We start from the raw sequence: 12,653 nt of genomic DNA on the forward strand, positions 1-12,653 counted from the left end.
TCAGGGACCCGGCGCCGTCTCCTCCGGGCAGCTGACCTCGTCCTCTGGCGTATACAAGGTCATCGGTACGCGCTGGCCGTCGACTTCCAGCTCGCGCACTTTCGGCGGCACCAGCTGGAATTCGCCCGCCTGCAGTTTTTCGCGCAGGGGCTTGCAGCGCAGGGCGTCGGTGGGGATTTGCCCGCGCGCGGTCCAGCTGCCGTCGTCCTTCTCCGCCAGCAAGACGGATGAGGCCCGCGGGTCATTGCTGATCAGCAGCACGTCCTGCTTGCCGTCGCCATCGAAATCGAGCAGGTAGGCGTCGCACTGGGGCCCTGCCCGCTTCAAACAGGCGGGCAAGCGCCAGGCCGGGCTCACTTGCGTCCAGTCCTGGCGCAGGAAACTCTCCGGCAGCTTGGCCGTGGCCGGGCGCAGGGTCAGGTTGATCGACACGTCGCTCAGCGCGCCCGTCTCGTCGAGACGGTTCTGGCGCTTGAGCATGGCCTCGGCGCGCGCCCGCACGATGGCGGCGTCCGGGCCCGTCGTACGCGTCTTGAGTTCCTGCAAGGCCGCCTGGCCGTAGCGGGCGCCCTGGAAGCGCAGGTATTCGAAATCGAACTTGTCCACGCCAACCTTGCCGCTTTCCAGGCGCGCCATCTGGCTGGCCACGGAAATGCGCGCCGGGTCGGCCAGCGGCGAGAACAGGACGAACAGCACCAGCAGGGTAACAAAGGCGGTCGCCACGTTGACGTTGGCGATCAGGTGCAGCCAGTCGCCGTACTTGCTGGCCGCCCAGGCATAGCCGGCGGCGTAGCAGGTGGCTATCAGCAGGCAAGCGGCGGCGATCAGACGGTCGGACGTCCAGCCATGCGACATCACGCGCAGAGTCAGCGCATAGATGGCGATGCCCACCACCCACGGCAGCAGCAAACATGCCAGGCGCGTGCCCAGGCGGATGCCGCGCGCCACGCCATGGCCCACTTCGCCATTCTGGAAGGCGGCATTGATCAGCACCACCAGCACGCCGGCCATGCCCAGCAACACGGACGCCGCATGGCGCGTGGCCCACAGGCGCTCGAAGCCGATGAATGGCAAGGTCAGCAGGAAACCGGAGACGAGCACGGCGGCGATCGGCACCAGCCACGACAGCAGCACCAGCAGCAAGGTGCGGATGCCGCGCACGATGGATGGGCGCACGTCCGTGATGTGGATGGCGAATGAGAACGCGAAGCAGATGACGGGAATCACGAACCAGGCTTGGCCCAGCAGCTTTTTCAGGAAACTGAGCTTGATCAGCAGAAACAGTTGCCCGCCCAGCCACAGCACCAGCCACAGGCCCAGCACGAACAGCAGGGAAAACAGCAACTGGATGCCCAGCTTCCAGGCGATTTCAAAGTAGGTGGGATAGCGGGCGATGCGCTGGCCATCCTGGGCACTGGCCAGCACCAGCGCGTGGGCAATATACAAGCCCACCACGCAGAAGCCGAACAGCTGGGCGGAAATGACGCGCAGGGGCGCGCCCGGCTTGTAATTGCCCCAGATCACGTGTTCGGCGCCGCGCGCCACGTCGTGCCAGGCCAGCACGGCCAGCACGACGGCGGCGCCCGCCATCCACAGGGCGATGCGCTTCACCGACATATGGCCCAGGCTGGACACCAGCAGAATGGGCAGCAGCAAGCTGATCAGCATCAGCGGCCCCAGCAGGTAGGCTTCCGTGGCGGGCCACACCTTGTCCTGCGCCGTGCTGTACAGCCAGTACAGCAGCAAGCCTTGCAGCAGGCCCGTCACCAGGCGCGTCACCGCGATGCGCGGCGCCACCACCGGATCGAGCAACGCCATGTTTTTTCCTGCGGCATCCTGCTGCATAGTCATTCCTTTAATAGTCGTTTATTGCTGTAAAGCACGCCCATTATTGCATTTCGTTATATTCATCTCAACAGCGATTCGTGCGCGCGCCCTTCCCGCCCATCCCCGGCGCGGTGCAATGGCAGGCTTTGCGCGAGGCCCCAGGCCAGTTCCGGCACGAGGAACAGCCACAACAGGGGCTGGCCCGTCTTCAGCAGCGCCCACGCCATCCATGCGGAAAACAGGTAGCGCGCCGCCGCGTCGTAGCGGCCGAAGCGCGGCTGCGGGTCAAGCATGCGCAGCACGGACCAGACCATCACCACGCTGCCAAACAAGCTGCTGATCAGCAGATGCAAGGGCTCGAAGGGAGGCAGCGGCGCGCCGCCCAGGCCCACATTGAGAGCGGTCAAGTGCTCGCGCAGCAGCAAAAACGTCCACGGCGTGGTAAACGGGGCCGTCATGAGCACATCATAAATGGCGCTGGCGCGCACCACGCGGCGGAAAGCGGAAACGGACAACATGGGAACTCCTGTCTATGAAAAGCGCCCATGATCAAGCTTGGAGTACACTCCATGGTCAAGCATTTTATGAAAGAAAAGAACCATGCAGATCGGCGAGATGGCACAGGCGACGGGCTTGAGCCGCGATACCCTGCGCTTCTATGAAAAACGGGGCTTGCTGCGCGCGCGGCGCGGCGCGAATGGCTACCGCGACTACCCGCCCGAAGCGGCCGACTGGCTGCGCTACCTGCGCACGGCGCAGCAGCTGGGCTTTACCCTGGCGGAAATCGAAGCCGACATGCCGCTGCTGGCGGCCGCCGGCGATCCCGCCACGGCTGACCAGCTGCGCGCGGCGCTGGCGCGCAAGCTCGGTGAAATCGATGCGCGCATCGATGGACTGACGCAGTTGCGTGGCGAACTGGTGCGGCGTATGGGGGCGGCAGCGGCGGCGTGCCCGTTGCGCGGCGATGCCGGTGCGAATCCCTGAACTGCTGCCGTGGCTGTTCCTGCTGGGCGCGGGCAGCGCGCAAGACCCCTGACGTCAAAAAACCGCCTGTGCATGGCAGCAGGCGGTTTGATGTCGGGCAACCCCGGCTTACTTGGCAGCCTTACGGCGGCGCAGGAAACCCATCAGGCCCAGGCCGGCCAGCAGCATGGCGTAGGTTTCCGGTTCCGGCACGGCGGCCATCACAGACACGTTGTCGATGACGGCGCCCGAGTAATTGTCGAATGACGTGCCGGCCTTGGCGGCACTGGCAAACGACAGGGTCGCCAGGCCGGTGGAAGCGGCAGTGAAGCTCAGGGTGTTGCTGTACAAGGTGTTGGACGCGGCAGCGGTCGAGTAGAAATTACCGGCCGCGCCACCGAAATTGACGCTCACGCCCTGGCCTGCGGGGCCGCCGGAATTGCGCGCCATGTCAAAGCTCAGATTGTAAGTCTGGCCGGCAACGACATTGAAATTTTGCGACAGGAAACCAGGACCAGGCGTGCCCAGCATATCGATGCTGTAGCCATCGATGGCGTTATACGCATTGCGGATCAGGTCGACGGAGCTGGCGCCCACGGTCCAGCCCGTGATGGCCGAAGAACCGCTGTTGACGACTTTAAAACCGCTGTCGAAGGTGTAGCCGGAAGCGACCGTGTCAAAATTGCCGTTCGTAATCAGGTTGACGGGACTGGCGCTGGCGGTACCTGCGGCAAACAGGGCGACAACTGCTGCGATGGTGGCGATTTTCATGATCTGATTTCCTTGCCTTATTAATATTAAAGTTTCCTTAAGTGAAATCATATCTCAGCCTTGATGAAAATCAAAGAACTTTACAGAAATATATTGAATGTAGATAATTTGCAACGCTTTCAGGCGCGCTGCGCCGTCAATCGAGTTCCTGCCGCGCTACCAGGATGCCGTCCGCATCGGCATAGATCCAGTCGCCCGGATGCACGGCCACGCCGCTGAGCTGCACACGCACGTCGCGCTGGCCGGCGCCCGTCTTGTTGCTCTTGCGCGGATGCGTGGCCAGGGCGCGCACGCCGATCTGGCAGACATTGATTTCCTCGCTGTCGCGAATGCAGCCATCGACAACGATGCCGGCCCAGCCATTGCTTTCGGCCAGCACGCCCAGTTGACCGCCCACCAGCGCGCGGCGCAGGCTGCCGCCGCCATCGATGACCAGCACGTGGCCCTGGCCCGGCGTTTCCAGCGTGCTGCGCACGAGGGCGTTATCCTCGAACACTTGCAAGGTGGTGGCGGGCCCGCTGAAACGCACGCGCTGGCCGAAAGCGCGGTACACGGGCGGCAGCACGGCCAGAGTGCCGTCGTCGAGCATGGCCGCATAGTCGTCGCACAGGTCGGTGGTGGCAAAGGTCATGGGGATTCCTTTCGTAGCAGATGGCAACGATTCTATGCCTTTTGCAGCGCGGCGGCACGTGTTTTGCCGCCCACTCCCACGGCCGTGGCAATCGCCAGCGCCTGGAACAGGCCGATGAACACGAACAACAGGGCCGGATGGTCGCCATCCATCAGCGCCCCAAAGAACAGGGGGCCGACGGCCAGGCCGCTGTCGAGGCCCGAATACACGACGCCATACACGCGCCCGGTGGCATTCTTCGGCGCCGCCGCGCGTATCATCAGGTCGCGCGACGGCCCCGCCACGCCCGAGGTCAAGCCGATGGCGCCCATCAGCAACACCGCGCCCCAGGCCGGCACGACGGCCATGGACAGCAGCACGGCCAGCAGCGCGGCGGCGGAAAAGGCGATCGCCACGTTGCGGTCCGGCTGCTTGCTGCGCGCGCCCACCACGCCGCCGGCCAGCATGCCCACGGCCGAGGCCAGCATATATGCCGTGTAGGCGCTGGTGGCCAACGCCAGGCTCATGCCGTACAGCTTGACGAGGGCCACGCTGGCAAAGCTCTGGATGCCGCCCAGCGCGATGGCGGTAATGAAGAAGAAGGCAAAGCACATCCACACGGCAGGCAGGCGCAGGAAATCCAGGGTGCCTTCGCCGCCAGCCGGCTGATCCGCTGCGGCTTTCTTGACAGGCTCGGGGCGGATGGCATGACGGTTCAGGAACAGGATCAGCAGCACGCCGAACGGCAGCACGGCCGCGCATTGCAGCGCGATTCGCCAGTCATAATGGGTGGCGACATACGTCATGAACAGCGGTGCCAGGGCCCAGCCGATGTTGCCGCTGATGCCATGCACGGAAAAACCGTAGGCCACGCGGGCCGCCGAAACGCGCTGGTTGAGGATGGTATAGTCGGCCGGATGGAACACGCTGTTACCCATGCCGGCCAGCATGGCGCCCAGCATCAGCGCGGCATAGCTGTGCGCGGTGGACAGGGCCAGCGCCGACACGCCCAGCAGAAAGACGCCGGAAAACAGCACGGCGCGGGCGCCGAAGCGATCGACGACAAAGCCGGCCAGCGCCTGCCCCACGCCCGAGATGATGAAAAACACCGTCATCAGCAGGCCCAGCTCCGCATACGACAGGTCGAATGCGGGTTTCAGCCAGACGAACAGGGCCGCGAGGATCAGATGGTAGAAGTGCGACACGCCATGCGCCAGCCCCACCAGGGCGATGACGCGCGCATCGCTGCGCAAGGTTGGAAGTTCGGATGCTGAGTTAGTTGTTATCATGTCATACCCTGTCTTATACTGGTGAAGCTCAAGTGTATGCAAAATATCATCGTCTGTTTTCCGACAGGATGACATAATTTATCGAATTAAGGCCAAGCTGATGGGTGTACCTATCCTCCACCATACCCGCATGTGTCCGCCGCGGGAAGCGCCCAGCGCGACCATCCCCGTGACGATGATCGCGCGCGACCTGCAACCCGATGAATTCTTGTTACCGCATACCCACCCCTGGGGCCAGGTCACGATGGCGCTCGAAGGCGTGCTGCGCATCACTGCCAACAACAGCAGCTGGGTGCTGCCGCCCATGCGCGCCATCTGGATCGCGCCCAACGTGGAGCATGCCGTCACGATACTGGAAAAAACCCGCTTGCGCCCCCTGTGCATCCACGCCGCACGCGCGCCGTTCGCGGGCCAGGATTGCAAGGTGCTGGAAGTGTCGAACCTGCTGCGCCAGCTGATCATGGCGCTGGAACAGCTGGACCCGGGCCAGGAACCGGCGCGCGAGGCCTTGCTGGCCGAACTGATCCTCGATGAATTGAAACGCTCGGCCACGCGCCCCATCCGCGTCCCCTTGCCCAGCGACAAGCGCCTGAAGACCCTGTGCGACAGCCTGATCGAGAAACCGGGTTTGAATCAGACCCTGGAACACTGGGCGCAGCTGGTCGGCGCCTCGGAACGCACTCTGGCGCGGCTGTTCGAACGCGAATTGGGCATGAGTTTTGGCCAGTGGCGCCAGCAGGTGCGCCTGGCGCACGCGGCGCCCCTGATCGCGCGCGGCGTGCCGCTGTCGCAGGTGGCCGAAGAACTGGGCTACGCCAGCCAGTCGGCCTTTTCCGCCATGTTCAAGAAGACTTTCGGCAGTTCGCCATCGGCCTTCTTTGCGCAGGGCGAACGAATATAGCAAGCGCGCCGATATCGTGCTCAGGGCAAGGGGCAGCGCCGCAGACAGTACGCTGGTACGGCAAGGCGGCGCAACACCGCCATGGGCGCTTTAGCGGTGCGCCCTCAGGCCATGAAGTCGAAGAGGGAATTCTTGCCGGTATAGCCCGGCAAGGCCGAGTTCGTTCCCATCTGTTCCTGGGCCGAATAGGCTTTGATCAGCGCCTGCGCCTGGGCCGTCAGCGCCTTGGCCAGCACGGCTTTCTTGTTGGTCAGCGTGGTGATATCCTTGCCGACCGTCTGCACTTCCTTGCGGATGATGCTCGTTTCGCCTGTCAGCTCGCCGATCTTGCTGGAAAACTGGTCGGCCACGCCCTTGCCGTTATTCGTAAACAACTTGCTGACGGCATCCGGGTCGGCAGCGATGGCGGCCTTGAGTTTTTTATCGTCGAGCACCAGTTCTCCGCTCTTGCCCAAGGTCACGCCAGCGCTGCTGAGGATGGAGGCGGGCACGCCCGTGCTGGCCGTGCGCAGCACTTGCTCCATCTGCGAACGCACCTGGCCCAGGGCCGTGTCGGATTTCAAGTCGCCCTGCTGCAGGCTTTGCAGCTTGCTGTTGAGTTCATTGTAGGCCGTGACGAAGCTGGCCACATTGGTCGCGATCTGGCTGCTGTCCTTGGCGATGACGAGATCGGTCGTGCCCTTTTTCTTCAATTCGATGGTGGCGCCCTCGACCGCCGTCGTCAAGGTATTCGTGGCGCTCTTGATCTCCTTGCCGTCGACGGTGAGCAGCGCATCCTGCGCGGCAGCCGTCTGCTGCAGGCCCTTGCCGGCGCCGGGGGCATAGCTGAGCAGGTTGCTGACGGCAGCGTCGCCGGACACGCTGATGCGCATGCTGCTGTCGGCGCCGCTCTTGCCATTGATGGCCAGCGAATAGCCATCGGCGCCCTTCACCACGCTGGCGTCGACGCCCTGCTGCTTGAGCGCGGCGGCGATACCGTCAAGGCTATTGTTGCTGCTGTCTATCGTCAGCGAAATGACCTTGCCGCTGCCGGGCGTAAATTGCTTGCCGTCGGCCGTGCCCACTTCGATTTTGACCAGCGCCGGCGCCCCCGTGCCGATGGCCGCGCTCGACGATTTCTGCGCGCCGCTGAGCAGTGTCTGTCCCTGCGCGAGTTGCTTGACGTTCAGCTCATGGCTGCCGCTGACGGCCTTGTCGGTGGTGGTGGCGCTCAGCACATCCTTGGTGCTCGACGTGGCCGACGTGGCCAGGCCGCTGCCGGCCATGTTCTTGGCCACGGTCTGGAATTTTGCCAGCGCCGATTGCAGCTGACCCAGGCCCGAGAATTTGGCCTGGTCGCGCGCCAGGCTGGCGTTGAGCTTGACGACGCCCGTGTTCTGCGACTGCATCTGGCGCTCCACCTTCGCATACACATCGGCCGAGATATTGCCCTGCGTCGTCTGCTGCGTGTTGTTGGTGTAAGCCCTGCTGTTGATGGTCGAATTAAACATGGTAGGCATTCCCGTCGGGTGTATGGTCATGGCACACGGTTCAGGTCTTGACCGTGCTGCGCTGGAAACGGACGGCAGGCGCGCGTGGCGCGGCAAGGTCCCTCTTCTGGTTGATAATTATGCAGTATTACCGGAATATCAAAACAGCGAACAGAACAGGTTTTTCCTGACTGCAAACCCATATGCACCATTTTAGCGCATTTCATTTGCAGCCGATCTTGTCTTGTTTCAGCGCATGAATCTCGAAATGGCGCTGCTGACAGCCATGTCCAGCTGCGGGAAAGTGAGTCCCACCTTGAAACCTGCACTGCTGAAAATGCAGTGCGAGACGGACACGCGCGCCTCAATGATGTGCGCCGCGCCATCGTAAAACAGCTCGAACAGCACCTTGCCCTGCTTGCCTGCCGGCAGCGGTTCCGCGATGACGGCCGTCATGCCGCCCGGCCCCACGTCAAGGGTGCGCGCCGCCACAGGGTCCGCGCCGTCCATCACCAACATTGCCTTGGCACGCAATATCTTGCGTGCGCCCTGCCTTTGCTCAACTAACACTATATTCCGCTTCTCTATCAATTCATTGTCGACGCGAACTCGCTACGCGAATTCATCGGACAAATATTATAGTTCCAAACGGAAACTTTGTTTGACTTACCTCAAGCTTGGCATTTAAACCATACCAACTCTTACTCCAGGTCGCGCAATTTATTGAACGCTTCGTCGATGCGCTCGACGCCGATGACCTTGAGGCCTTCGATGACTTGCTTCGGCAGGTTGGACTTGGGCACCACGGCCAGGGTAAAGCCCAGTTTGGCCGCTTCGCGCAAGCGCTCCTGGCCCCGCGGCGCGGGGCGGATTTCGCCGGCCAGCCCCACTTCGCCAAACACCACGAGTCCCCGCGGCAGGGGCTTGTTGCGCATCGACGAGTTAATCGCCAGCAATACGGCCAGGTCGGCCGCCGGTTCCGTGATTTTGACGCCGCCGACGGCGTTGATGAACACATCCTGGTCGAAGGCGGCGATGCCCGCATGGCGGTGCGCCACGGCCAGCAGCATGGCCAGGCGGTTCTGCTCCAGGCCGACGGACAGCCGGCGCGCATTGGGTAAGTGACTCGTGTCGACGAGGGCCTGGATTTCCACCAGCAAGGGGCGCGTGCCTTCCTGCGTCACCATCACGCACGAGCCGGGCACCTGGTTGTCGTGCTGCGACAGGAACAGCGCGGACGGGTTCGACACCCCTTTCAAGCCCTTTTCCGTCATGGCGAACACCCCCAGCTCATTGACGGCGCCGAAACGGTTCTTGATGGCGCGCACGAGGCGGAAACTGGAATGGGCGTCGCCCTCGAAATACAGCACCGTGTCGACGATATGCTCGAGCACGCGGGGGCCGGCCAGCGCCCCCTCTTTCGTCACGTGGCCGACCAGAATGATCGTCACGCCCGTCTGCTTGGCCGCCCGCGTCAGCTGCGCCGCGCATTCGCGCACTTGCGCCACGGAACCGGGCGCCGAGCTGAGGGCGTCCGAATACACGGTCTGGATCGAGTCGATGACCACCACTTCCGGCTTCAGGTCGTTCAAGGTGGAGAGGATCTTTTCCAGCTGGATCTCCGCCTGCAATTTAAGTTCCTTGGCGTCGATGACGAGGCGCTTGGCGCGCAGGGCGATCTGCGCGCCCGATTCTTCGCCGCTGACGTACAGCACGCGCTTGTGGTGCGACATGTTCGCCAGCGCCTGCAGCAGCAGGGTCGACTTGCCGATGCCGGGGTCGCCGCCGATCAGCACCACGCCACCCGCCACCATGCCGCCGCCCAGCACGCGGTCGAATTCCTCGATGCCCGTGCCGAAGCGGGGCACGTCGATGGCGTCGATATCGTCGAGCGACAACACGGGCGCCGTCTGCGCCAGCGACATGTGCTGCGGATTCGAATAGCGGTTGTTGCCGCCCGTCTCGGGCAGAGTTTCCACCATGGTATTCCACTGGTTGCACGAGGTGCATTGCCCCATCCATTTGTTGCTGATGGCGCCGCAATCGCTGCAGGTGTAGATGGTCTTGACTTTTGCCATGGTGTACTTTGCCCGGGTAAAATGAAATAACTGGTTATATATACAGTATATACAAACCGCGCTTCCGCGTCACCCTACGCTTCGATCACCGGTACGCGCGGCGCCAGTGCGCACATGAGCTCGTAGCCGATGGTGCCGGCGGCCAGCGCCACCTCGTCGATCGGCATGCCCTGCCCCCACAAGGTGACGCTGCTGCCGACCTTGGCGCCCGGCACGTGGGTCAGGTCGACCATCAGCATGTCCATCGACACCCGGCCGATCAGCCCGGTGCGCACGCCGTCGACCAGCACGGGCGTGCCTTCGGGGGCGTGGCGCGGGTAGCCGTCCGCATAGCCGCAGGCCACCACGCCCACCTTGACGTTGCCGGCCGCTTCATAGCGGCTGCCGTAGCCGACCACCTCGCCGGCGGCGATGTCCTGGATGCCGATAATGCTGCTGCGCAAGGTCATCGTGGGCAGCAAGCCGAACGCCTGCGCGGACGTGCCGCCCGGAGCGCCGCTGGGCGTGCCGCCATACAGCATGATGCCGGGACGCACCCAGTCGCTGTCCAGATGGTGCATCAGCACGCCGGCCGAATTGCACAGGCTGCGCGGCAGCGGCGTACCGATGCTGGAGGCGCCCGCCTCAAAACGCAGCATCTGCTGTTCCAACGGCAAGCGCGTGGGACCCGCCTCGTCCGCATTGGCGAAATGCGTCATCAGGGTGATCGTGCCGATATGCGGCATGGCGCGCAAGCGCGCATACGCGGCGGCGATGGCGTGCGGTGTGAAGCCCAGGCGGTTCATGCCCGTATTCATTTTCAGGTGCACGTCGATGGCGTGCGGCAGGCGGGCCGCTGCCAGCATGGCGATCTGTTCTTCGCAATGCACGCTGCCATTCAATCCATATTGCGCCATCACGGGCAAATCGCTGGCGTCGAAAAAACCTTCCAGCAGCAAGATGGGTTTGGTCCAGCCCAGTTCGCGCAAGCGCACGGCGTAATCGACCTCGACCAGCGCCAGGCCATCGGCCTCGGCAAAGCCCCGCATGGCCCGTTCCAGGCCGTGGCCATAGGCATTCGCCTTGACGACGGCCCACACCTTGGCGCCGCGGGCGCCGGCACGGGCGCGCGCCAAATTGTGTTGCATGGCATCGAGATGGATGGTGGCGAGGAGGGGCCTGGGCATATGCGTCGTTCACGGCAGGTGGGAAAGCCGTATTTTACCGGATGGGCCGCAAGCGGGAGCCGCAAGCAGGTCCGCAGCGCGCCCGAGACCGGCGCCCAGGACACCATGTATAAAATGCTCACATATATGTGTATTTTTCTACGGCAGAAAAATTAAGCTTCGCTTAGGCAAGACTATGCAAAGCAGCCCCTGCCAAACTTGGGGTTTGCTGTTTTTTCGTGGTATAAAGCAAGCCAGATATGATTTCAGGCAATCCAGAATGAATCGTGGTTTTTATACCATCATGGCGGCGCAGTTCTTTTCCTCGCTGGCAGATAACGCCCTCTTTTTTGTCGCCGTCGATTTATTGGTGTCCATGAAATCCCCGGCGTGGATCACGCCGCTGCTCAAATTGTCGTTCGTGCTGTTTTACGTGCTGTTGGCCGCTTTTGTCGGCGCCTTCGCGGATGCTTTACCAAAAGGCAAGGTCATGTTCATCGCCAACATGGTCAAGATCTTCGGCTGCGCCCTCGTCTTCTTCCACGTGCATCCGCTGCTGGCCTACGCCGTCGTCGGTTTCGGCGCGGCCGTGTACTCGCCCGCCAAGTACGGCATCCTGACGGAACTGCTGCCGCCGGAAAAGCTCGTGGCGGCGAATGGCTGGATCGAAGGCTTGACCGTCACTTCCATCATCCTCGGCACCGTCATGGGCGGCGCGCTCGTCAGCGGCCACGTGTCCGACATGCTGCTGTCGATCGACATTCCGCTGATCGACACGGGCATCACCAGCAAGACGGAAGCGGCCTTGTGCGTCGTGGTCGGCATCTATGTGCTGGCGACCCTGGCCAACCTGAAGATTCCCGACACGGGCTGCGTGTATCCTCACCAGGAACGCAATCCTATCAAACTGATTACCGATTTTTCCAATTGCTATTCCATCTTGTGGAAAGACAAGCTGGGCCAGATCACCCTGGCCGTGACGACCCTGTTCTGGGGCGCCGGCGCCACCTTGCAGCTGATCGTGCTGGAATGGGCCAAGCAGTCGCTGAACATGCCGTTCGACAAGGCGACCAGCCTGGTGGGCGTGGTCGCCATCGGCGTGGCCGCCGGCGCCGTGCTGTCGGCACGCTTCATTCCGCTGCGCAAATCGCTGACCGTCATTCCGCTCGGTATCGCCATGGGCGTGATCGTCATGATGATGACGCAAGTACACTCCGTGTGGATCGCCTACCCGCTGCTGATCCTGATCGGCGCCCTGTCCGGCTTCTTCGTCGTTCCCATGAATGCCCTGCTGCAACACCGTGGTCACGTGCTGATGAGCGCGGGCCATTCCATCGCCGTGCAGAACTTCAACGAGAACCTGTCAATTCTCACCATGCTGGCCGTGTATTCGATCATGATCCGTCTGCACCTGCCGCTCAACATCATCATCACCCTGTTCGGCCTGTTTGTTGCCGGCACCATGTACGCCATCATGCGCAAGCACAAGCTGAACCAGGCTGAGCATGACAATCTGTCGCTGATTGGCGAGCAGAAGCATTAAGCAATGTAGCGTCGGATTACGCGCTATGCGCTAATCCGACCTACATGACTCCGGCGT

Annotated in this window: 12 protein-coding genes; 3 read left to right on the forward strand and 9 right to left on the reverse strand. The window is 62.8% G+C overall.

Features of this window, described 5'->3' with window-relative positions:
- Entirely contained in the window at positions 1–1,818 is a 1,818-nt protein-coding gene (locus D9M09_RS17715; protein ID WP_121671140.1) for a DUF4153 domain-containing protein, read from the reverse strand.
- Positions 1,819–1,907: 89 nt separating this feature from the next.
- Entirely contained in the window at positions 1,908–2,345 is a 438-nt protein-coding gene (locus D9M09_RS17720) for a hypothetical protein (RefSeq protein ID WP_121670025.1), read from the reverse strand.
- An 82-nt stretch (positions 2,346–2,427) separates the two neighbouring features.
- Between D9M09_RS17720 and D9M09_RS17725 the strand changes: the two genes are divergently transcribed.
- Entirely contained in the window at positions 2,428–2,811 is a 384-nt protein-coding gene (locus D9M09_RS17725; RefSeq protein ID WP_121670026.1) for a MerR family transcriptional regulator, read from the forward strand.
- Positions 2,812–2,919: 108 nt separating this feature from the next.
- Here D9M09_RS17725 and D9M09_RS17730 read toward each other — a convergent pair whose 3' ends face one another.
- The 3 genes from D9M09_RS17730 to D9M09_RS17740 form a co-directional block, all read right to left on the reverse strand.
- Positions 2,920–3,561: a choice-of-anchor C family PEP-CTERM protein gene (locus D9M09_RS17730; RefSeq protein ID WP_070311416.1), complete on the reverse strand. Its 642-nt coding sequence runs from the start codon at positions 3,559–3,561 to the stop codon at positions 2,920–2,922.
- A gap of 136 nt (positions 3,562–3,697) precedes the next feature.
- On the reverse strand, positions 3,698–4,192 hold the full coding sequence (gene rraA / locus D9M09_RS17735; protein ID WP_070223974.1) for a ribonuclease E activity regulator RraA: 495 nt from the start codon (positions 4,190–4,192) through the stop codon (positions 3,698–3,700).
- 32 nt (positions 4,193–4,224) lie between these two features.
- Positions 4,225–5,460 carry an MFS transporter gene (locus D9M09_RS17740; RefSeq protein ID WP_121670028.1) on the reverse strand — a complete coding sequence of 412 codons (1,236 nt, stop codon included), beginning with the start codon at positions 5,458–5,460 and terminating at the stop codon, positions 4,225–4,227.
- Between the two features lie 100 nt (positions 5,461–5,560).
- On the opposite strand from D9M09_RS17740, the gene D9M09_RS17745 reads away from it, so the two are divergent.
- Positions 5,561–6,361 (forward strand): AraC family transcriptional regulator, encoded by an 801-nt coding sequence (locus D9M09_RS17745; protein WP_162995742.1) that lies wholly within the window; start codon positions 5,561–5,563, stop codon positions 6,359–6,361.
- A 104-nt stretch (positions 6,362–6,465) separates the two neighbouring features.
- Here the strand turns inward: D9M09_RS17745 and fliD are convergent, their stop codons facing one another.
- From fliD to alr, 4 genes are all read right to left on the reverse strand, one after another.
- The gene (fliD, locus tag D9M09_RS17750) at positions 6,466–7,851 is read right to left on the reverse strand and encodes a flagellar filament capping protein FliD (RefSeq protein ID WP_099410908.1); all 1,386 of its coding nucleotides are present in this window, start codon (positions 7,849–7,851) and stop codon (positions 6,466–6,468) included.
- Between the two features lie 228 nt (positions 7,852–8,079).
- On the reverse strand, positions 8,080–8,400 hold the full coding sequence (locus D9M09_RS17755; protein WP_257218134.1) for a PilZ domain-containing protein: 321 nt from the start codon (positions 8,398–8,400) through the stop codon (positions 8,080–8,082).
- A gap of 131 nt (positions 8,401–8,531) precedes the next feature.
- Positions 8,532–9,908, reverse strand: a complete 1,377-nt coding sequence (gene radA, locus D9M09_RS17760; protein WP_046683923.1) for a DNA repair protein RadA — start codon at positions 9,906–9,908, stop codon at positions 8,532–8,534.
- 74 nt (positions 9,909–9,982) lie between these two features.
- On the reverse strand, positions 9,983–11,074 hold the full coding sequence (gene alr / locus D9M09_RS17765) for an alanine racemase (RefSeq protein WP_121670030.1): 1,092 nt from the start codon (positions 11,072–11,074) through the stop codon (positions 9,983–9,985).
- 259 nt (positions 11,075–11,333) lie between these two features.
- On the opposite strand from alr, the gene lplT reads away from it, so the two are divergent.
- Positions 11,334–12,596 (forward strand): lysophospholipid transporter LplT, encoded by a 1,263-nt coding sequence (gene lplT / locus D9M09_RS17775; protein WP_121670032.1) that lies wholly within the window; start codon positions 11,334–11,336, stop codon positions 12,594–12,596.
- Positions 12,597–12,653 lie beyond the last annotated feature (57 nt).

Source organism: Janthinobacterium agaricidamnosum (genome assembly GCF_003667705.1).
Lineage (GTDB): Bacteria > Pseudomonadota > Gammaproteobacteria > Burkholderiales > Burkholderiaceae_D > Janthinobacterium.